Source organism: Enterobacter sp. CC120223-11 (assembly GCF_900215375.1).
GTDB lineage: Bacteria > Pseudomonadota > Gammaproteobacteria > Enterobacterales > Enterobacteriaceae > Scandinavium.
On the sequence record NZ_OBEF01000011.1, the window covers coordinates 1 to 20647 of the forward strand.

Annotated in this window: 24 protein-coding genes and 1 pseudogene; 15 read left to right on the forward strand and 10 right to left on the reverse strand. The window is 55.4% G+C overall.

What is annotated here, in order from left to right:
• A partial coding sequence (locus tag CRO87_RS13680) for a phage repressor protein CI (RefSeq protein ID WP_141398703.1) occupies positions 1-608 on the reverse strand: 608 nt, incomplete at its 3' end.
• 122 nt (positions 609-730) lie between these two features.
• Here CRO87_RS13680 and CRO87_RS13685 point away from each other — a divergent pair.
• Both CRO87_RS13685 and CRO87_RS13690 read left to right on the forward strand, forming a co-directional pair.
• Positions 731-952 (forward strand): regulator, encoded by a 222-nt coding sequence (locus CRO87_RS13685; protein ID WP_097163499.1) that lies wholly within the window; start codon positions 731-733, stop codon positions 950-952.
• A gap of 32 nt (positions 953-984) precedes the next feature.
• Positions 985-1493, forward strand: a pseudogene (locus CRO87_RS13690) (phage regulatory CII family protein).
• A gap of 262 nt (positions 1494-1755) precedes the next feature.
• Here CRO87_RS13690 and CRO87_RS13695 read toward each other — a convergent pair.
• Positions 1756-3441 (reverse strand): aspartate:alanine antiporter, encoded by a 1686-nt coding sequence (locus CRO87_RS13695; RefSeq protein WP_097163500.1) that lies wholly within the window; start codon positions 3439-3441, stop codon positions 1756-1758.
• 262 nt (positions 3442-3703) lie between these two features.
• Here CRO87_RS13695 and CRO87_RS13700 point away from each other — a divergent pair, with 262 nt between their 5' ends.
• Complete coding sequence (locus CRO87_RS13700) at positions 3704-4078, forward strand: inner membrane protein YbjM (protein ID WP_097163501.1); 375 nt, start codon at positions 3704-3706, stop codon at positions 4076-4078.
• A 15-nt stretch (positions 4079-4093) separates the two neighbouring features.
• Here CRO87_RS13700 and CRO87_RS13705 read toward each other — a convergent pair whose 3' ends face one another.
• Complete coding sequence (locus CRO87_RS13705; protein ID WP_097163502.1) at positions 4094-4357, reverse strand: GrxA family glutaredoxin; 264 nt, start codon at positions 4355-4357, stop codon at positions 4094-4096.
• 164 nt (positions 4358-4521) lie between these two features.
• Here CRO87_RS13705 and CRO87_RS13710 point away from each other — a divergent pair, with 164 nt between their 5' ends.
• The 10 genes from CRO87_RS13710 to rlmC all read left to right on the forward strand — a co-directional run bounded on the left by CRO87_RS13710 (position 4522) and on the right by rlmC (position 13401).
• Positions 4522-4809 carry a YbjC family protein gene (locus tag CRO87_RS13710; RefSeq protein ID WP_097163503.1) on the forward strand — a complete coding sequence of 96 codons (288 nt, stop codon included), beginning with the start codon at positions 4522-4524 and terminating at the stop codon, positions 4807-4809.
• The gene (gene nfsA, locus CRO87_RS13715) at positions 4793-5515 is read left to right on the forward strand and encodes an oxygen-insensitive NADPH nitroreductase (RefSeq protein WP_097163504.1); all 723 of its coding nucleotides are present in this window, start codon (positions 4793-4795) and stop codon (positions 5513-5515) included. The genes CRO87_RS13710 and nfsA overlap by 17 nt, the downstream gene beginning before the upstream one ends.
• A 57-nt stretch (positions 5516-5572) precedes the next feature.
• Positions 5573-6475, forward strand: coding sequence for a 30S ribosomal protein S6--L-glutamate ligase (rimK, locus tag CRO87_RS13720; RefSeq protein ID WP_097163505.1), 903 nt, complete (start codon positions 5573-5575; stop codon positions 6473-6475).
• Positions 6476-6581: 106 nt separating this feature from the next.
• Positions 6582-7061 carry a YbjN domain-containing protein gene (locus CRO87_RS13725; RefSeq protein ID WP_097163506.1) on the forward strand — a complete coding sequence of 160 codons (480 nt, stop codon included), beginning with the start codon at positions 6582-6584 and terminating at the stop codon, positions 7059-7061.
• A 406-nt stretch (positions 7062-7467) separates the two neighbouring features.
• A complete protein-coding gene (potF, locus tag CRO87_RS13730) occupies positions 7468-8580 on the forward strand; it encodes a spermidine/putrescine ABC transporter substrate-binding protein PotF (protein ID WP_097163507.1) in 1113 nt (370 codons plus the stop codon).
• Between the two features lie 165 nt (positions 8581-8745).
• Complete coding sequence (gene potG / locus CRO87_RS13735) at positions 8746-9879, forward strand: putrescine ABC transporter ATP-binding subunit PotG (RefSeq protein ID WP_176504312.1); 1134 nt, start codon at positions 8746-8748, stop codon at positions 9877-9879.
• Between the two features lie 11 nt (positions 9880-9890).
• Positions 9891-10844, forward strand: a complete 954-nt coding sequence (gene potH, locus CRO87_RS13740) for a putrescine ABC transporter permease PotH (RefSeq protein ID WP_097163509.1) — start codon at positions 9891-9893, stop codon at positions 10842-10844.
• Positions 10841-11686, forward strand: a complete 846-nt coding sequence (gene potI, locus CRO87_RS13745) for a putrescine ABC transporter permease PotI (RefSeq protein ID WP_097163510.1) — start codon at positions 10841-10843, stop codon at positions 11684-11686. The genes potH and potI overlap by 4 nt, the downstream gene beginning before the upstream one ends.
• Before the next feature lie 72 nt (positions 11687-11758).
• A complete protein-coding gene (locus tag CRO87_RS13750) occupies positions 11759-12232 on the forward strand; it encodes a YbjO family protein (protein WP_097163511.1) in 474 nt (157 codons plus the stop codon).
• A 41-nt stretch (positions 12233-12273) separates the two neighbouring features.
• Positions 12274-13401: a 23S rRNA (uracil(747)-C(5))-methyltransferase RlmC gene (gene rlmC, locus CRO87_RS13755; RefSeq protein ID WP_097163512.1), complete on the forward strand. Its 1128-nt coding sequence runs from the start codon at positions 12274-12276 to the stop codon at positions 13399-13401.
• 87 nt (positions 13402-13488) lie between these two features.
• Here rlmC and CRO87_RS13760 read toward each other — a convergent pair whose 3' ends face one another.
• Genes CRO87_RS13760 through CRO87_RS13770 form a run of 3 tightly spaced genes read right to left on the reverse strand, consistent with a single transcriptional unit; the run spans position 13489 to position 15178 of the window.
• Complete coding sequence (locus CRO87_RS13760; RefSeq protein WP_097163513.1) at positions 13489-13767, reverse strand: pentapeptide MXKDX repeat protein; 279 nt, start codon at positions 13765-13767, stop codon at positions 13489-13491.
• 30 nt (positions 13768-13797) lie between these two features.
• Positions 13798-14568 carry a molybdopterin-dependent oxidoreductase gene (locus CRO87_RS13765; protein WP_097163514.1) on the reverse strand — a complete coding sequence of 257 codons (771 nt, stop codon included), beginning with the start codon at positions 14566-14568 and terminating at the stop codon, positions 13798-13800.
• Between the two features lie 10 nt (positions 14569-14578).
• Positions 14579-15178 (reverse strand): cytochrome b/b6 domain-containing protein, encoded by a 600-nt coding sequence (locus CRO87_RS13770; RefSeq protein ID WP_097163515.1) that lies wholly within the window; start codon positions 15176-15178, stop codon positions 14579-14581.
• A gap of 139 nt (positions 15179-15317) precedes the next feature.
• On the opposite strand from CRO87_RS13770, the gene CRO87_RS13775 reads away from it, so the two are divergent.
• Positions 15318-16040: a response regulator transcription factor gene (locus CRO87_RS13775; RefSeq protein ID WP_097163516.1), complete on the forward strand. Its 723-nt coding sequence runs from the start codon at positions 15318-15320 to the stop codon at positions 16038-16040.
• Positions 16037-17509: a HAMP domain-containing sensor histidine kinase gene (locus tag CRO87_RS13780; RefSeq protein WP_097163517.1), complete on the forward strand. Its 1473-nt coding sequence runs from the start codon at positions 16037-16039 to the stop codon at positions 17507-17509. The genes CRO87_RS13775 and CRO87_RS13780 overlap by 4 nt, the downstream gene beginning before the upstream one ends.
• 95 nt (positions 17510-17604) lie before the next feature.
• Here CRO87_RS13780 and artJ (CRO87_RS13785) read toward each other — a convergent pair whose 3' ends face one another.
• The 4 genes from artJ (CRO87_RS13785) to artJ (CRO87_RS13800) form a co-directional block, all read right to left on the reverse strand.
• Positions 17605-18336, reverse strand: a complete 732-nt coding sequence (artJ, locus tag CRO87_RS13785) for an arginine ABC transporter substrate-binding protein ArtJ (RefSeq protein ID WP_097163518.1) — start codon at positions 18334-18336, stop codon at positions 17605-17607.
• A 171-nt stretch (positions 18337-18507) separates the two neighbouring features.
• On the reverse strand, positions 18508-19176 hold the full coding sequence (artM, locus tag CRO87_RS13790; RefSeq protein ID WP_097163519.1) for an arginine ABC transporter permease ArtM: 669 nt from the start codon (positions 19174-19176) through the stop codon (positions 18508-18510).
• A complete protein-coding gene (gene artQ / locus CRO87_RS13795; protein WP_097163520.1) occupies positions 19176-19892 on the reverse strand; it encodes an arginine ABC transporter permease ArtQ in 717 nt (238 codons plus the stop codon). Before artQ ends, artM begins: the two co-directional genes overlap by 1 nt.
• Before the next feature lie 6 nt (positions 19893-19898).
• Complete coding sequence (gene artJ, locus CRO87_RS13800) at positions 19899-20630, reverse strand: arginine ABC transporter substrate-binding protein (RefSeq protein WP_097163521.1); 732 nt, start codon at positions 20628-20630, stop codon at positions 19899-19901.
• Between the last annotated feature and the right edge of the window lie 17 nt (positions 20631-20647).

A 20647-nucleotide genomic window follows, 5' to 3' on the forward strand; every position in this document is an offset into this window, starting at 1 on the left:
ATAAAGCTTATAAAGCTTATAAAGCTTATAAAGCTTATAAAGCTTATAAAGCTTATAAAGCTTATAAAGCTTATAAAGCTTATAAAGCTTATAAAACTTATAAAGCTTATGAGGTTATTCTCGACTTTTAGTTGTCCTGCAGGTAAGCGATAAATCTTTCTAAACGACAGATTATCATCAATAGATATTAACCAAAAACCATCAATTAAATTACTTTCAGAATAATCAACGAAATGAATTATATTTGCATCTTTGATAACATGAATATTTCTAGACGCTACTGGTAATAATTTGTAGTCAAAAGCAATAGCACCGTCTTTAACAAGGATACCGTTGCTTAATGTATAAGCGGGTAGCTCCTCTAAATGTTTAGACGACGAAACGCCTGGTGTTTTTGAACCTTCACCGGTAACTAACCATTCCAGGGCGACACCTGTCTCTAACGCACACTGAATTACGTAATCAGCTGGAAATGTATCTCGCAAGTAACGGTTTGCCAAAGTACTACTACTGATACCCAATTGATCACACAACGCCTGCTTCGTTGTATATCCGTATGCTTCCAACATGCGGTCAATAGCTGCCTTTCCACCTTTGCGTAAATCCATAAAAATCCCGAAACGTGAGTAAACTCCTTGAAGATCACGTTTCGTGAGTCTGAATTCATCTCAAACGTGAGTAAATCACTTCTAATCCCAGCTCACCACAAGCCAATAGGAGATGTTGCATCATGACCCCTAACATTTCAATCACTCTGAATACGCCGCACGTCACAATCGAACGTTATAGCGAGCTGACCGGGTTACCTGTAGACACCATAAACGACACGCTTGCTGATGGTCGTTTGCCTCGCGACCGTCTGCGTAAGGACAAGAAGCGCGAAAAGGTGATGATTAACATTGTTGCACTGACTGTAGATGCGCTCTCTGATTGCAATGTCGCTATAAGTTAGTTCCATTTTGAGATACATCGAAGCCTCTGACTATGTTTGACTATCGTGTTTCCAAACCCCGCATTTTGAAGAAACCTGCCTAGCCTTTGCCTTACGTCACAACATGGCAAAGCTGGCTGAGCGCGCAGAAATGAACGTTCAGACACTGCGCAACAAGCTGAACCCGGAACAACCGCGCCAGCTCACCGCGCCGGAAATCTGGCTGCATACTGATCTCACTGAGGACTCAACTCTGGTTGATGGCTTTTTGGCCCAGATTCATTGCCTGCCGTGTGTCCCGTTGAACGAAGTGGCAAGCGAGAAAATGCCACATTATGTGCTGAATGCTACAGCAGAGAACGGGCGTGTTGCTGCTGGCGCAGTTTCCGTTTAGCCAAAAACGACTGCCAGCCGTCGGCAGACAATCGACAGTATCAACTCAGTTACTCGCTTGATGGCGCTGACGGCTGTTTCTATGCACGCCAGGCTGCAGCCAAGGCCGGCAATGAAAAACGTGGTTGATGCCGTGACGGGACTGGGTGCTTCATTCGGTCTGATCTGAGGTGTTGGGGCTGAACGAGGAAATAAATGGAAGTTATCAGAGTCTGACAAAAGGTTTCTCCTGACATGCTTCCCGTTGATTAATAAGGGCGGAAAATCTCAGGCAACAAAAAACCCATCAACCTTGAACCGAATGCGGCGGGGTTGATGGGCTCCACAAAATGGGGACATCAAAGAAAAGCAGTGGCATAACTTATGACTGACGGACTATCGAAAAGTTCTGCCCATTTGCGATTTTTTTCGCTGATTGCCTTTCTTCAGATTTATCCCAGGCCTGGCCAGATGACGATAATCAGCGTACCTGCGAGGGTTAACAACACGTTAGCGATGGCGTAGGTGCCTGCGTAGCCCAGTGCCGGAATGTTGCTGCGTGCGGTATCGCTGATAATTTCCATCGCCGGGGCACAGGTGCGGGCCCCCATCATGGCACCAAACAGCATGGCACGGTTCATGCGCAGGACGTATGCGCCAAACAGGAAGCAGATAACGACCGGGACGAGGCTGACCAGCAGACCCGCCACCAGCATCTGACCGCCGACGGCACCGAGGCCGCGGCCGATACCGCTCCCGGCGCTGAGGCCGACGCCTGCCATGAAGACCATCAGGCCGAACTCTTTCACCATGTTCAGTGCGCCCTGCGGGATGTAGCCGAAGGTCGGGTGGTTAGCTCGCAGGAAGCCGAGCATGATCCCGGCAAACAACAGGCCCGCCGCGTTACCCACGCCAAAGCTGAACGAGCTGAACTGGAAGGTGATCATGCCGATCATCAGGCCGACGATAAAGAACGCGCAGAAGGCGAGCAGGTCGGTGACCTGGCTGTGAATCGAGATAAAGCCAATGCGGTCGGCGATGGTTTTCACGCGGCGGGCGTCGCCGCTCACCTGTAATACGTCGCCTTTGTTGAGCACGATGTTGTCGTCAATCGGCATTTCAATCTGGCTGCGGATCACGCGGTTGAGGAAGCAGCCGTGGTCGGTGAGCTTCAGCTGCGCCAGCCGGCGGCCAACCACGTTGTGGTTCTTGACCACGACTTCTTCGGTGACAATACGCATGTCGAGCAGGTCACGGTCGAAGACTTCTTTGCCGTTACGGAAGCTTGGGTCGAGACGGGCATGGGCGTCCGGGTAGCCTACCAGCGCGATTTCATCGCCCATCTGCAATACCGCATCGCCATCCGGGTTCGCCAGAATGCCGTTGCGGCGAATACGTTCGATATAGCAGCCCGTCTGGCGATAGATGCCCAGCTCGCGCAGGTTTTTGCCGTCGGTCCAGGCCACCAGCTCCGGGCCCACGCGATAGGCGCGGATAACCGGCAGGTAAACCTTACGATTCGAATCCGTGTCCAGACCACGCTCGCGGGCGATTTGCTGGGCGCTGGTCTGTAGATCCTGATGCTGAAGTTTTGGCAGATAGCGTGCGCCGAGGATCAGGCTCACCAGGCCAATCAGATAGGTGAGGGCGTAGCCCAGGCTCAGGTGGTCGAGCGCCGAGGCCAGCTCGTTGCCTGACATGCCGGAGTGGCGCAGCGTATCGCCCGCACCGACCAGCACAGGGGTGGAGGTCATGGCGCCCGCCAGCATCCCGGCGGTGAGGCCGATGTCCCAGCCAAACAGCTTACCCAGACCCAGCGCCATCACCAGCGCAGAGCCGACCATCACCAGCGCCAGCATCAGATAATTCTTGCCGTCGCGAAAAAATATGGAAAAAAAGTTGGGTCCGGCTTCCACCCCGACGCAGAAAATAAACAGCATAAAGCCGAGATTTAAGGCATCAGTGTTAATACTGAAATGCTGCTGGCCTAATAACAAAGAGACCACTAAAACGCCAATGGAATTACCGAGTTGGATGGATCCTAGCCGTACTTTGCCAAGACAGAGGCCCAGCGCCAGTACCACAAATAATAACAGGATGTAATTCCCATTTAACAAGTCTGCGACGTTTATATTCACGGAAGCTAACTTCTTGTTTACTAGTAAGTTGTTGAAAGGAATGGCTATTTGGGCTAAGGTTTTCCCTGTGTCGCCTAAGAATTTTCTATAAACAGGACGACGTTTTTCACCATCAAATTTAGGTCGTTAGTTTAATTGTTTCTGATTGCGGCGGCTAGTCACAATCTTTTGTCCTTACGTAAGTGCTTTACGGCATGGATTGCCGGAAAACTTTATCTCACTGGGCGTAATTGGGTTTGATAGAGAATGATCAGGAGGAATTTTGAGATCGGAACGAGCCTGGGCAGGGGTTATCTGCAGCTTTATTCTCTTTATTATGGTGTGCCTTTTTCTGTTACTGAATGTGAACGGTGCCCTTCGTGCGTCCGGCCATCCTGAACTGGGCCTGCTGTTCTTTGTTATCCCCGGAGTGGCGGCGAGTTTTATCTCAAGCAAACAGCGCGTGTTGTTCCCTCTGCTGGGTGCCATTCTGGCGACGCCGGTATGTTTGGTGCTGATGCGGGTAGGGGTCTTTTCCGATCGCTCGTTCTGGCAGGAGCTGGCGTGGATTTTCAGTGCGGTGTTCTGGTGCGCGTTAGGTGCGCTTGGTTATCTGTTTATCAGCGTGCTGATTGGCGCAAAGCGTGGGCGCGACTAACGCCCACGCAAAGTCTTACGCGTAGAGGCCGAGGTTCTCTTTGGCCCAGGCTTCAAAATCGGTAAAGCCGCCGATGTGTTGCTGATCGACGAAGATCTGTGGCACGGTTTCAACCGGTTTGCCAACGGTCTGCTCCAGATCCGCTTTGCTGATCCCTTCCGCATGGATGTCGATGTAACGGAAGTTAAAATCATCACGCTCATTGGTCAGCTTTTCTGCCAGCTCTTTCGCACGAACGCAGTAAGGGCAACCTGGACGACCAAAAATAACGGTAAACATTGTTTTCTCTCCTGAAACTGAGCCTGACGGCGAATGGCGTTTATCATGCCCGTCCTTGCGCGCCGTTGAAAGAAGGTTGTACCTTTCGTTCCGATTCCCGAAGACTTGTTTCGCCAACTACAGTTGCTATCCTCCCCGTTATACTCTTCGACCGGAGACTGACCATGCGCTCACTGGGCCGTTTGCCTAAAAGCGTGTTGATTCTGGAAATGTTTGGCATGGCGCTGATGCTGCTGGCCTGGCTTTCGCTGAATCACTACGTCGCCTTACCCGCGCTGCTGGCCAGCCCAACGGCGGGAATAATAATGATTTTCGCGGGCATTCTGTTGATGATCCCCGCGGCGGTCGCGCTGCTGCGCGGGGTGGCACAGACCATCGCCCCACAGCTGATGCAGCGTGACGATAAACCCACTTCGCCTGACCAGGAAAAACGCAATGACGCCGACCATTGATCTGCTGTTAAGTCACCGATCCATTCGCCATTTCACCGATAAGCCCATGACTCAGGCGCAGCGCGAGGCGATTATCGCCAGCGCTCAGGCGGCGGCCAGCTCCAGTTTTTTACAGTGCAGCTCCATCGTGCGCGTCACTGATCCGCAGCTTCGCCAGCAATTGGTAGAAATGACCGGCGGGCAGCAGCACGTGGCGCAGGCGGCGGAGTTCTGGGTATTCTGCGCTGATTTTAATCGCCATCTGCAAATTTGCCCTGAAGCACAGCTGGGGCGTGCGGAACAGCTTTTGCTCGGCACCGTGGATACGGCGCTGATGGCGCAGAACGCCATGATTGCTGCGGAATCGCTGGGCCTCGGTGGCGTTTATATCGGCGGGATCCGCAACAGTATTGAAGCCGTTACCGAACTGCTGAAACTTCCTCAGCATGTGCTGCCTCTGTTTGGCCTGTGTCTCGGCTGGCCTGCGGACGACCCGGGCGTTAAGCCGCGCCTGCCCGCGAGCATTGTGGTGCATGAAAACCAGTACCATCCGGTCGATGAAGCCGAACTGGCGCACTACGACGAAGAGATGGCGAATTACTATCTCTCGCGCGGCAGCAACACGCGGGCGGATACCTGGAGCGATCATATTCGCCGCACGATCGTCAAAGAGACTCGCCCGTTCATTCTCGACTACCTGCACAAGCAGGGCTGGGCTATCCGATAAATTTCTCTCCGGGTATGATGTGGCTGTTTTTTTCAGGTCATCACAGTGAGGTGCAGGGTGAAAATCGCCATTTTGTCCCGGGACGGAACGCTCTGGTCCTGTAAACGTCTGCGTGAGGCCGCGATAAAGCGCGGCCATCTGGTCGAAATTCTCGATCCGCTTTCCTGCTATATGAACATCAGCCCGGCGGCCTCTTCGATTCATTACAAGGGCCGCCAGCTTCCGCATTATGACGCGGTGATCCCGCGTATCGGCTCGGCGATTACCTTCTACGGCACCGCCGCGCTGCGCCAGTTTGAAATGCTCGGCAGCTATCCGCTCAATGAATCCGTCGCCATTACCCGCGCCCGCGACAAGCTGCGTTCGTTGCAGCTGCTTGCCCGGCAGGGCATTGATTTGCCCGTGACCGGCATTGCCCATTCGCCGGACGACACCAGCGATCTTATCGATATGGTTGGCGGCGCGCCGCTGGTGGTCAAGCTGGTGGAAGGCACTCAGGGCATCGGCGTGGTGCTGGCCGAAACGCGCCAGGCGGCGGAAAGCGTGATTGACGCCTTTCGCGGGCTGAACGCGCACATCCTGGTGCAGGAGTATATTCAGGAGGCCAAAGGCTGTGATATTCGCTGCCTGGTTGTAGGGAATGACGTTGTGGCGGCCATTGAACGTCGGGCAAAGGAGGGGGATTTCCGCTCGAACCTGCACCGCGGCGGTGTGGCGACCGTGGCAAATATCACGCCCCTTGAGCGTGAAATCGCCATCAAAGCAGCTCATACCCTCGGCCTGGACGTGGCTGGTGTCGACATTCTGCGCGCCAGTCGTGGCCCGCTGGTGATGGAAGTGAATGCCTCGCCGGGCCTCGAAGGGATCGAAAAAACCACCGGGATGGATATCGCGGGGAAAATGATCGAATGGATTGAACGCCAGGCCCGGCCTGGATTTTGTCTGAAAACGGGTGGCTAGCACAGGATTTCACCTGTTTCGTAGCATCTGAACGCTTTTTTGCGTAACCTGTAGCGCGTTTCATTAGGGTTACGCTTTTCTTTCACAGCATGAGGTTTCAGGGTTTATGGATTCACTCGTCGTTCCGGGTCTGGACACGCTGCGTAAATGGCTCGACGAAATGGGCATCAGCTTCTATGAGTGCGATACCTGTCAGGCGTTGCACCTGCCGCATATGCAGAATTTTGATGGCATCTTTGACGCTAAGCTCGATCTGCTGGATAACGTGGTGCTGTTCTCGGCGCTGGCGGAAGTCCGGCCTTCAGCCCTGCTGCCGCTGGCCTCGGACCTCTCTTCCATCAACGCCAGCTCGCTGACGGTGAAAGCGTTCCTCGATATTCAGGATGATAACCTGCCGAAGCTGGTGGTGTGTCAGTCGCTTTCGGTGAACGTGGGCGTCACCCGCGAGCAGTTCGAATGGTTCTTCCGCCAGAGTGAAGAGCAGGTCTCAATGGTGATCCTTGAAGCCGCCTCTCACCAGCTGCTGTTTAAAGGCGATGAAGAAGAACAACCTGTCGAAGAGTCGCAGCTCCATTTTCTTCACTAAGCCTGTCCTTTCCCGACGCAGTCGCCACCAGCGCGGCTGCGTAAACCCCCGCAATATTCTGTCGTTAACCTCTTCTTAAAGAATTATTCACTGCTGCAATGCGACGGATGGCTTACGCCATAAAGTGATCTTGCATAAAAAATTGATAAAAGACGTTTTTTCACCCGGGCTATAGCGGCCAACCCTGGCTAAAGTTATTCTTGCGAAGCCTCAATCAGGGCGCGCGAAACACTGCGTTTATCGCGATGTGTCGCGCATTATCCTGAAGCAATCGCGAGCAAACCCTGCCAGGAGAGGACCTGTCTCCTTTTCTTTGCAGAATGACAAAATATGCATGCTTTTTGCATGTATCGGCTGGCATCTGTTTTGGTCCAAATGTTAACGGACGTTGATAAGGAAAAGAGATATGACCGCCTTAAATAAGAAATGGTTAGCGGGTCTGGTTGCGGGGGCGCTGATGGCCGTCTCCGCAGGTGCGCTCGCCGCTGAACAAAAAACGCTGCATATTTACAACTGGTCTGACTATATCGCCCCGGACACGCTGGATAATTTCACCAAAGAAACCGGCATCAAGGTTGTGTACGACGTCTTTGACTCCAACGAAGTGCTGGAAGGCAAACTGATGGCGGGCAGCACCGGTTATGACCTCGTGGTGCCGTCTTCGCAGTTCCTTGAGCGTCAGTCGCAGGCGGGCATATTCCAGCCGATTGATAAGAGCAAACTGTCGAACTACAAAAACCTCGATCCGGAAATGCTCAAACTGGTGGCGCAAAACGACCACGACAACAAATACGGCATTCCGTACATGATGGTCACCACCGGCATCGGCTATAACGTCGACAAGGTAAAAGCGGCGCTGGGCAAAGATGCCCCGGTGAACAGCTGGGACCTGATCCTCAAGCCTGAAAACCTCGAAAAACTGAAAAGCTGCGGCGTCTCATTCCTTGATGCCCCAAGCGAAGTGTATGCCGCCGTGCTGCACTATTTGGGCAAAGATCCGAACAGCTCAGACCCGAAAGACTACAGCGGTGCGGCGAACGACCTGCTGCTGAAGCTGCGTCCTTCCGTCCGCTATTTCCATTCATCTCAGTACATTAACGACCTGGCAAACGGCGATATCTGCGTGTCGATTGGCTGGTCCGGCGATATTTTGCAGGCGGCAAACCGCGCGAAAGAAGCCAAAAATGGGGTGAACATTGCCTACACCATTCCGAAAGAAGGGGCGATGGTCTACTTCGATATGTTCGCGATTCCGAAAGATGCGAAAAACACCGAGGAAGCCTATCAGTTCCTGAACTACCTGCTGCGTCCGGATGTGGTGGCGAATATCAGTAACCACGTCTATTACGCCAACGCCAATAAAGAAGCGACGGCGCTGCTGAACCCTGAAGTGCGCGACAACCCAGGCATTTATCCGCCAGCGGATGTGCGTGCGAAGCTGTTCACCCAGTCCGTACTGTCACCAAAAATTGACCGTGTGATCACTCGTTCGTGGACCAAAGTGAAAACCGGGAAGTAACCCGTCTTGCCCGGTAACTTAAACGCTGCCGGGCAAATTCCCGAACGGGCCGGACTAACAAAAAGCCGTCTGGCAGATGTGCACCAAAAGTGGGCATCTGCACTGTGAAGTTCTTTGTATGGCACCGGACCATGCAAATGTTGTTTTTTGCCGGAGAGCACCATCGTGACTGACGCAATCCCACGCCCACAGGCGAAAACCCGCAAAGCGCTGACCCCGCTGCTGGAAATCCGCAATCTGACTAAATCCTTCGACGGCCAGCACGCCGTGGATGACGTCAGCCTCACCATATACAAAGGCGAACTGTTTGCCCTGCTCGGCGCATCCGGCTGTGGGAAGTCCACGCTGCTTCGCATGCTAGCCGGGTTCGAATCACCCACCGCCGGGCAAATCGTGCTCGATGGCGTAGACCTTTCGCAGGTGCCGCCATACCAGCGTCCGATCAATATGATGTTCCAGTCCTACGCGCTTTTCCCGCACATGACCGTGGAGCAGAACATCGCCTTTGGCCTCAAGCAGGACAAACTGCCGAAGGCGGAGATCGCTGCCCGCGTGCAGGAGATGCTCGCCATCGTTCACATGCAGGAGTACGCCAAACGTAAGCCGCATCAGCTTTCCGGCGGCCAGCGCCAGCGCGTAGCCCTGGCCCGCAGCCTCGCCAAACGGCCAAAGCTGCTGCTGCTCGACGAACCGATGGGCGCGCTGGATAAAAAACTGCGCGACCGAATGCAGCTTGAAGTGGTGGATATCCTCGAACGCGTTGGCGTTACCTGCGTAATGGTGACCCACGATCAGGAAGAGGCGATGACCATGGCGGGCCGCATTGCCATTATGAACCGCGGAAAATTCGTGCAGATTGGCGAGCCGGAAGAGATTTACGAGCACCCGACGACCCGCTACAGCGCCGAGTTTATCGGCTCGGTGAACGTGTTCGAAGGCCTGCTGAAAGATCGGCAGGAAGATGGCCTGGTGATTGATTCGCCGGGGCTGGTGCATCCGCTCAAGGTCGACCCGGACGCGTCAGTGGTGGATAACGTGCCGGTGTATGTGGCGCTGCGTCCTGAAAAAATTATGCTCTGCGAAGAGCCGCCTGCTGATGGCTATAACTTTGCCGTCGGGGAAGTGGTGCACATCGCCTATCTCGGCGATCTGTCGATTTACCACGTGCGGCTGAAAAGCGGCCAGATGATCAGCGCCCAGTTGCAGAACGAACACCGCTATCGCAAAGGTCAGCCGACCTGGGGCGATGAGGTGCGTCTGTGCTGGGATGCCGACAGCTGTGTGGTTCTGACGGTGTAGGGGAGGGCGCAATGAGCACATTAGAACCTTCGGTCCGCGCAAAACCGCCGCAAGGCTTTGCCGCGTGGCTGGCCAAAATGCAGATGAAGCATGGCCGTAAACTGGTGATAGCCCTGCCGTATCTGTGGCTTGTCCTGCTGTTTATGGTGCCGTTTCTCATCGTCTTTAAAATTAGCCTCGCCGACATGGCGCGTGCCATTCCACCCTACACGGACCTGTGGGAATGGGCCGACGACCAGATCACGCTGACGCTGAACCTCGGCAACTTCCTCCAGCTGACGGACGATCCGCTCTATTTTGAGGCGTATCTGCAGTCATTGCAGGTGGCGGCCATTTCCACAATCTGCTGCCTGCTGCTGGGTTACCCGCTTGCCTGGGCGGTGGCGCACAGTAAGCCCTCCACCCGCAATATTCTGCTGCTGCTGGTCATTTTGCCGTCGTGGACGTCGTTCCTGATCCGCGTGTATGCGTGGATAGGCATCCTGAAAGGCAACGGCGTGCTGAACAACTTCCTGATGTGGACCGGGATCATCGATCAGCCGCTGGAAATCCTGCACACCAATCTGGCGGTCTATATCGGCATCGTTTACGCCTACCTGCCGTTTATGGTGCTGCCGATTTACACCGCGCTGACGCGCATTGATTATTCGCTGGTGGAAGCCTCGCTCGATCTTGGTGCGAAGCCGTTGAAAACCTTCTTTAGCGTGATTGTGCCGCTGACTAAAGGCGGGATTATCGCAGGCTCGATGCTGGTGTTTATTCCTGCGGTGGGTGAGTTCGTGATACCTGAACTGCTCGGCGGCCCGGACACCATCATGATCGGGCGCGTGCTGTGGCAGGAGTTCTTCAACAACCGCGACTGGCCGGTGGCGTCTGCCGTGGCCGTGGTGATGCTGTTGCTGCTGATCGTGCCGATCATGTGGTTCCACAAGCATCAGCAAAAACAGATGGGGGATCACGGATGAACAATTTACCGGTAGTCCGTTCGCCGTGGCGGATCCTGATTCTGGTCATCGGTTTTACGTTCCTCTACGCGCCGATGCTGATGCTGGTCATCTACTCGTTCAACAGCTCGAAGCTGGTGACGGTGTGGGCTGGCTGGTCGACCCGCTGGTACGGCGAGCTGTTCCGTGACGACGCTATGATGCATGCCGTAGGGCTCAGCCTGACGATTGCCGCCGGGGCAGCGACGATGGCCGCGATCCTCGGCACCATCGCGGCGGTGGTGATGGTGCGCTTCGGGCGTTTTCGCGGGGCTAACGGCTTTGCGTTTATGATAACCGCGCCGCTGGTTATGCCGGACGTCATCACCGGGCTGTCGCTGCTGCTGCTGTTTGTGGCGCTTGGGCACGCTGTTGGCTGGCCGTCAGAGCGTGGAATGCTGACCATCTGGCTGGCACACGTGACGTTCTGTACCGCATATGTCGCGGTGGTGATTAACTCGCGCCTGCGTGAACTCGACAAATCGATTGAAGAAGCCGCGATGGATCTGGGTGCCACGCCGCTGAAGGTCTTCTTCGTTATCACGCTGCCGATGATTATGCCTGCGGTCATTTCGGGCTGGCTGCTGGCGTTCACGCTGTCGCTGGATGACCTGGTTATCGCCAGCTTCGTCTCCGGGCCGGGGGCAACCACTTTGCCGATGCTGGTCTTCTCCAACGTGCGCATGGGGGTCAATCCGGAAATCAACGCCCTGGCAACGCTGATCCTCGGCGTGGTAGGAATCGTCGGTTTATTTGCCTGGCTCCTCATGGCAAGGGCTGAAAAACAGCGTATGCGCGATATCCAGCGTGCAAGACGCGGCTGAAGCGCATAAAATCGTGCCCGTTGTGTCATCGCCTCTCCCGGTTGGGGGAGGCGTTTTCATGGAAGGCCACAATTGCGACTCTTTGCTAAAACCCGACAGTCTCATGCCAGTCTGAACGTCCCTGCGCTGGTGCAGGTGGCGGCGCTCGCCATTATTCTTATTCGCGCCCTCGATTTACTGATGATTTTTAACGTGCTGGGCTTACGTGGCATGGAGGAGTTTATCCACCGCAGCGTGCAGACCTGGACCTTAACGTCGGTTTTTCTGGCAAGCCTGATTCTGGTTTTCGTCGAAATCTGGTGTGCCTTTTCGCTTGTGAAAGGGCGAAACTGGGCCCGCTGGCTCTATCTGTCTACCCAGGTGCTCGCGGCAGGCTACCTGTGGGCCGCATCATTAGGCTATGGTTATCCTGAGCTGTTCAGTATTGCGGGCGAGTCAAAACGGGAGATTTTCCGCTCGCTGGTGATGCAAAAATTGCCGGATGTGCTGGTGTTGCTACTGCTTTTTGTCCCCGCTGCCAGCCGTCGGTTTTTCCGTCTGCAATAACGGTGCTACAATCCCGGCCCCGAAATCGCAAAGGTTAATCTATGCAGTGCGCACTCTATGATGCCGGCCGCTGCCGCTCCTGCCAGTGGCTCGAACAACCGGTATCGCAACAGCTTGCCGCCAAAATGGCGGATCTCCGGCATTTACTCTCTGCGACAAACGTGGAAGCCTGGAGTGCGCCCGTCAGCGGCCCTGAAGCGGGGTTTCGTAACAAAGCCAAAATGGTGGTCAGCGGCAGCGTGGAAAAACCGCTGCTCGGCATGCTGCACCGCGACGGCACGCCGGAAGATCTTTGCAACTGCCCGCTCTATCCCGACACTTTTGCGCCAGTGTTCAGCGCATTAAAGCCCTTTATCGCCCGCGCGGGCCTCACTCCCTACAACGTCGCCCGTAAGCGCGGTGAGCTGAAATACCTGCTGCTGACCGAAAGCCAGCTGGATGGCGGAATGATGCTGCGCTTCGTGCTGCGTTCAGAAACGAAGCTGGCCCAGCTGCGTGCGGCGCTGCCCGAATTACAGGCGCAGCTGCCGCAGCTGAAAGTGATTTCGGTGAACATTCAGCCCGTTCATATGGCGATCATGGAAGGCGAACAGGAGATCTTTCTCACCGAACAGCAGGCGCTGCCTGAACGGTTTAACGGCGTGCCGCTGTGGATCCGCCCGCAAAGCTTCTTCCAGACCAACCCGACGGTTGCAGGCCTGCTTTACGCCACCGCGCGTGACTGGGTGCGCGAGCTGCCGGTACAGCATATGTGGGATCTGTTCTGCGGCGTTGGCGGGTTTGGCCTGCACTGCGCCACGCCAGAGATGACGCTCACCGGAATAGAAATTTCGGCAGAGGCGATTGCCTGCGCGAAGCAATCGGCGCAAGAATTGGGGCTGCAAAACCTGCAGTTCCAGGCGCTGGATTCCACGCAGTTTGCGACCGCTCAGGGAAGCGTGCCGGAACTGGTGCTGGTCAATCCGCCACGGCGAGGGATTGGCAAAGCTTTGTGTGATTATTTGAGTGAAATGGCGCCGAAGTTTATTGTCTACTCCAGCTGCAACGCGCAGTCGATGGCGAAGGATTTTAGCCATCTGCCGGATTATCGCGTGTCCCGCGTGCAGCTGTTTGATATGTTCCCGCATACTGCGCACTATGAGGTGCTGACGCTGCTGATTCGGGAATAAAAACGCCGGGTGGTGGCTTCGCCTTACCCGGCCTACGAATTTCCTGTAGGCCGGGCAAACAAGGTGCCTCCCGGCGGATGTTTGCCATCAGTGGCTCATCGCGTCCTTTTTCATGCCGTCTTTCGACATGTTATCCATTTTGCCCATGCTGTCTTTCTTCATTTCATCCTTTTTCATGCCGTCTTTACACATCCCGTCTTTGCACATTTTGTCGTGCGATTTAGCCATCCCGTCCTTGGCCATGCCATCGTGTGACATCGCCATGCTGTCTTTCTTCATCGCATCTTTGCTCATGCCGTCAGCCGCCTGAACATTAAACATCACCAGTGCGGAAAGGGCTGCAGCAGCAATCATTACTTTTTTCATGGTCATTCCTCATCGTTTACGTGTTGTGTGTCAGCTTCCACCAAACCAGTTGTAGCCCTGGTCTTCCCAGTAACCGCCGGGGAAGCGATTGGTGATTTCTATGGATAAAACATGCTTCGGGTTTTTGTATCCGAGCTTGGTCGGGATACGGATTTTCATCGGGAAGCCGTATTCAGGAGGGAGAATTCGGCCATCCCACGTCAGGGCCAGCAGCGTCTGTGGGTGCAACGCTGTCGCCATATCAATGCTGGTGTAGTAATCATCCGCGCAGCGGAAACTGACATACTTCGCGCGCCGATCTGCGCCGATAAGCTGCAAAAAATGGTGGAACGGCACGCCGCCCCATTTGCCGATGGCGCTCCAGCCTTCGACGCAGATGTGGCGCGTTATCTGGCTTACCTGCTGCATGTGGTAGAGCTCTGGCAGCGTCCAGCTTTTGGTGGTTTGTACCCGCCCGCGGATCTCCAGTTGGTAATCACGGCCATCAACCTGCGGGATCTCATCCCGGCCATAAAAAGCGTTAAACGGGAAAGGGCGGGTGATATCGGTTTCCCGATACTCAGGCGCCAGATTCCGATGGCTGAACAGAAACCCCTGTACGCGGTCGTTAAAACGAGACATGCGGGACAGCGCCGTCTCAACACTCTGGTTATCGCTGATGTCGCAGCCGGTAAGCATCATAATGCCGCCGAGCGTCAGGCCCTGGCGCAGCAGGCGACGACGTTCGGGACTCAATAATTTTTCGGCATCCCTGACCAGGTCATGCGCATCGCTTTCGGAGAGAAAAGTAGGTTTTTTCATTGCGTTGTCCTTAGCGCCCACGCAGCATCGCCAGTAACGTTTTTGGCACCAGCAGCACCATCAACAAATGAATCACCACAAAAGCCGCCATCGCACTCATGCAGAAAAAGTGGATGTAGCGCGCGGTTTCATAACCACCCAACAATTCTCGCAGGAGTGGAAACTGCACGGATTTCCACAGCACCAGGCCAGAAAGCACCAGCCCGATGCCGAGCAAAATCACGCTGAGATACGCCAGCTTTTGCACGGCGTTATAGTGGCTGAGGTCGGTGTGTTGCAGCTTTCCCTTCAGCGCCTGAACAACGTCATGGCGCAATTCACGCACAGAAAGGGGAAAGAATTTGCGACGAAAGCGGCCGGTCATCACCCCCAAAGACAGATACACCACGGCATTAATCCCCAGCAGCCACATCATCGCGAAATGCCACTGCAAAGCCCCGCCAAGCCAGCCGCCGAGGGTGATTTCCGCCGGGAAAGTGAAGTCAAACAACGGAGAGGCGTTATAGATGCGCCATCCGCTAAACATCATGCCGGCGATGGCGATGGCGTTAACCCAGTGGCAGCAGCGCAGCCACAGCGGGTGAATGTTCCTGGGGCGCTCAGAGGACATGGTCGGCTCTCCGTGAATGACATGCCCACAGCATGGACGAAAACTCATCCCCACTTCCTCACGGAAGTTTAAATTAAATGTGATAACTCGCGGCGCCTCCCTGCGTTAAGCTTGGAGAAACGACTCAGGGTGGAATGCGATGACAACGCCAAAGAAAATACTGCTGGTGGAAGACGATCAGGATATCGCCACTTTGCTGCGCCTTAATCTTCAGGACGAAGGCTATCAGATTGTCCATGAAGCGGATGGCAATCAGGCGCTGGTGCAGCTGGAAAAACAGGTGTGGGATGCGGTGATCCTCGACTTAATGCTGCCCGGCGTTGACGGCCTGGAGATTTGCCGCCGCATTCGCCAGATGACGCGCTATTTGCCGGTGATTATTATCAGCGCCCGCACCAGCGAAACGCATCGGGTGCTGGGCCTGGAAATGGGCGCAGACGACTATCTGCCCAAGCCGTTTTCAGTGCTGGAACTGATTGCGCGCGTCAAGGCGCTTTTCCGCCGTCAGGAGGCGATGGGGCAAAACATTCGCATGGAGGGGGGGCAAATCAGCTGCCACGGGCTGACCATCGACCCGCTGGCGCGAGAAGTGAGACTGCGCGACGAGCAGATTGAGCTTACGCCGCGCGAATTCGATCTGCTCTATTGGTTTGCCCGTCACCCCGGCGAGGTTTTCTCGCGGCTGTCGCTGCTGGATCGCGTCTGGGGCTATCAGCACGAAGGCTATGAACATACCGTCAACACGCATATCAACCGTCTGCGCATCAAAATTGAGCACGACCCCGCAGAGCCGGAAATTATCCTCACGGTGTGGGGCAAAGGCTATAAGTTTGCCAGCGGCAAAACGGAGCGCACGCCATGATCCGTCGCCTGAGTCTGAGCCAACGGCTGACGCTGGTGTTCACCGCAATCCTGCTGCTGTGCGCCATCGCCGCGTGCAGCGTCCAGCTCTACAGCACCAGCCAGTACGGCAGCGCCATGGTACAGCGTCTCTCTGCCGGGCTGGCGCAGCAAATCGTTAACAGCGAACCGCTGCTCGATAAGCAGGGCAACGTGAACCGTCCGACGCTCAAAACGCTGTTTGACAGGCTGATGACCCTGAATCCAAGCGTTGAGCTCTATCTTGTTTCTCCGGAAGGCGACCTGCTGGCAGATGCCGCCCCGGCGGGGCACGTCAAGCGCCAGAAGATTGATATTGCACCCCTACAGACCTTTCTTGGCGGTGCTGCGTGGCCAATCTTTGGCGACGACCCGCGCAGCCTGGATAAACGCAAAGTGTTCAGCGTCGCCCCGGTGCGGCTGAACGGGGAGCTGCACTGTTATCTGTACATCATTTTGCAGGGCGAAGATTTGAATGCGCTCTCCGACAGCGCCTGGCAGAAAGCGCTGTGGAGCACGGTGCTGTGGTCGTTGCTGCTGGTGGCGCTGTTTGGCAGCCTCGCGGGGATGATGGTCTGGTACTGGGTGACGCGCCCGGTGAAGCAGCTGACCGCGGACGTACGCGGCCTCGACCAGGACAGCATCAGCGCCATCAAACAGCTGGCGCAGCAGACGCCGGAGCAGGAGCCGGCTAATGAAGTCGCCATCCTGCACAACACTTTTATCGAGCTGGCGCGCAAAATCGCCAGCCAGTGGGATGAGCTTTCCGACAGCGACCGCCAGCGCCGCGAGTTTATCGCCAACATTTCTCATGATTTACGCACGCCGCTGACGTCATTACTTGGCTATCTGGAAACGCTTTCGCTGAAGGCCGATACCCTGACGCCGGAGGATAACCGACAGTATCTGGCGATAGCGCTGCGTCAGGGGCACAAAGTTCGCCACTTATCGCAGCAGCTGTTTGAACTGGCGAAGCTGGAACACGGCGGCATAAAACCACAGCTGGAGCGGTTTGCCATCGGCGAGCTGATTCAGGACGTGGCTCAGAAGTTCGACCTGGCGATTGAAACCCGGCAGCTCACGTTGCAGGTGGATATGCCGCGCACTTTGCCGCAGGTGTTTGCCGACGTGTCGATGATTGAGCGAGTGGTGACCAACCTGCTCGACAACGCCGTGCGCCACACGCCGCAGGGCGGGACGATAAAACTGCGGGTCTGGCAGGAAAATGCGCAATTGCAGGTGGAGGTGGCCGACAGCGGGCCGGGCGTGGATCACGGGCTGCGCGATCAGCTGTTCCAGCGCCCTTCAGCGCTCAATGCCAAAAGCGCGCGGGAGGACAGAGGCGGGTTAGGGCTGCTGATTGTGCGTCGCATGCTGGAACTGCACGGCGGGGGAATTCGCCTGATGGATGCGGCGCCCGGCGCCTGTTTCCGGTTTTTTGTACCGTTATAAATGCAAAAAGGCACCTTCGGATGCCTTTTTTAGTGTTTGCACCCTCTCCCTGTGGGAGAGGGTTGGGGTGAGGGCGTCAGACCGCAATGAACCCTTTACTCAGGGAACCACTGCGTGCTGATTTTCTCGTAGGTGCCGTCCGCTTTAATCGCCTTCAGCGCACCGTTCAGTTTTTCCAGCAGGGCTTTGTTGTCCGGACGCACTGCGATGCCAAGGCCGGTACCGAAGTACTGCGGATCGGTGACTTTCGGCGTGGCAACACCCAGCTGCGGGTTGGTTTTCAGCCACTCGTTCACCACGGCGGTATCGCCGAATACGCCGTCGATACGGCCATTTTTCAGGTCGATGATCGCATTCTGGTAGCTGTCGTAGGCGACGGTTTTCACTTCAGGATGTTTGTCCTGGAGGTACTTCTGGTGCGTGGTGCCGTTCTCCATGCCGATGCGTTTGCCTTTCAGATCGTCAAAGCTTTTGAACGTATCTTTTTTGGCGATCACCAGCGCTGAGTTGGCGTAGTACGGGTCGGTGAAGGCTACCTGCTTGCTGCGCTCCGGCGTGATGTCCATTCCGGAAATCACCGCATCATATTTTTTAAACTTCAGCGACGGGATCAGGCTGTCGAACGCGTGGTTGGTGAAGGTGCACTCTGCCTGCATTTGTTTGCATAACGCCTTCGCCAGATCGATATCGAACCCGGCAATCTGGTTATTGGCATCAAGGGATTCAAACGGTGGGTAGGTGGCGGAGACGCCAAAGCTGATTTTCTCGGCTGCACTGGCCCCTGCGGCTACGGTGGCAAGCAGCGCTGCCAGAATTAATTTTTTCATAGTAAAGCTCCCGTCGGTCAATCTTGTCAATTGTGCCCTGTCTGAGGCATGAGCGTTACCTTGCCATTGAGTGAATTTATATTCAATAAAAATGATTAAATATTTTAAAATGAACATAAAAAAAGCGGATATCAAGAGGGATACCCGCCATGTTGTTGATTTTTTATGCTGTTAGCTGCGGCGTTCGAAGGCCAGCGCTTTACGCTCGATAAGGCGCATCAGCAGAGTCAGCAGGCCGTTGACGACCAGATACACGATACCCGCCGCGCCAAACACCATCACGTCATAGGTTCGGCCGTACAACAGCTGGCCGTGGCCCATCACTTCCATCAGGGTGATGGTGTAGGCGAGCGACGTGCTCTTGAACACCAGCACCACTTCGTTGGAGTAAGAGGAGAGGGCGCGCTTGAAAGCATAAGGCAGCAGGATCGCCAGCGTGTCTTTCTTGCTCATCCCCAGCGCGCCGCAGGACTGCCACTGACCGTCCGGAATGGCGCGGATCGCGCCATAGAACAGCTGAGTGGTATACGCGGCACTGTTGAGCGACAGGGCAATCAGCGCACACAGCCACGGCTCAGAGAGCAGATGCCACAGCGCAGGGTAGTTTTGCAGCTGCGGGAACTGGCCCGGGCCATAGTAAATCAGGAAGATCTGCACCAGCAGAGGCGTGCCGGTAAACAGCGTGATATAGGCGCGCACGATCCACACCAGCACCGGTGTTTTCAGCGTCAGAATGATGGTGAAAATCAGCGACAGGATCAGCGCCACCACGATAGACGCCACGGTCAGCGTCAGGCTGGTGTGCAGCCCTTTCAGCAGTTCGGGTAAATACTCAAGCATCAGCCTGGTCTCCGTTCAAAGCGAGTCGCGCGCAGGTCAATGCGTTTGAAGATGTACTGGCTGAGCAGGGTGATCACCAGGTAGATGGCCGCCGCCACGATATACCAGGTGAACGGCTCCTGAGTGCGGGTGGCGATACTTTTGGTTTGCAGCATCAAATCGTTGACGCTGATAAGCGACACCAGCGCGGTATCCTTCAGCAGTACCAGCCACTGGTTACCCAGCCCCGGCAGCGCATGACGCCACATCTGTGGCATCACCAGGCGGAAGAAAATCGCCGCTTTGGAAAGCCCCAGCGCCTGGCCGGACTCCCACTGTCCTTGAGGCACGGCTTTCAACGCGCCGCGCAGGGTTTGCGAGGCATAAGCGGAATAGAGCAGGGAGAGCGCAATCACGCCGCACAGGAACGGGCTGACGTCGAAGTTCTCAATTTGCATCTGCACCGGGATCTGCGCAACGCCGAGGTTGATCGTGAAGCCGTCAGAGAGCAGAAGCAGCAGCTGTGAAGAGCCAAAATAGATAAACAGGACCACCAGAATCTCCGGTAATCCACGCAAAATAGTGACCAGACCGGTGCCAACCCACGCAACCGGACGCCATTTGGCTGACTCCCAGACTGCAAAGAGCATCGCCAGCACCAGGCCAATCGCCAGCGCACAAACGGCAAGGCCGACGGTCATCCCGGCGGCGCTTGCTAATGGAAACATTTCGTTCATCAAGTCTTACTTCTGGAACCATTTGCTGTAGATGGTCTGGTAAGTGCCGTCTTTCTTCACTTGATCCAGCGCCGTGTTCAGCTTCTGCTGCAGCTCGGTGTTGCCCTGGCGGACCGCAATGCCGAGGCCGGTGCCGAAGTAGTCTTTATCCGTCACTTTATCGCCGATAGCGGCCAGTTTCGGATCGGCTTTCAGCCACTCGGTTACGACGGCTGTGTCACCGAAGACGGCATCAATACGGCCATTCTGCATATCCAGTTTGGCGTTCATATAGCTGTCGTAAGGCACAACGGTGATTTCCGGATGCTTGTCGGTGATGAATTTCTGATGGGTGGAGCCGTTCTGCATACCCACTTTTTTGCCTTTCAGCGCGGCGATATCGGCAATTTTGCCTTTCTGGCCGACGAACAGCGCGGAATTTTCATAGTAAGGCTGGGTGAACAGCACCTGCTTTTCACGCTCAGGGGTGATGTCCATACCGGAAATCACCGCGTCGAAACGGCGGAACTTCAGGCTTGGGATCAGGCTGTCGAAGGCCTGATTGGTGAAGGTACAGGTGGCGTCGATCTGCTTACACAGGGCGTTCGCCAGATCCACGTCGAAGCCGACAATCTTGTTGCTGGCGTCCATGGATTCAAACGGAGGATAAGAGGCTTCCATCGCAAAACGAATAGTCTGGGCAGCGCTGGCTGAGAGGCTGACGCTGGCAAGCAGCGCGGCAATCACGATTTTTTTCATTGTCATTATTCCCAAAA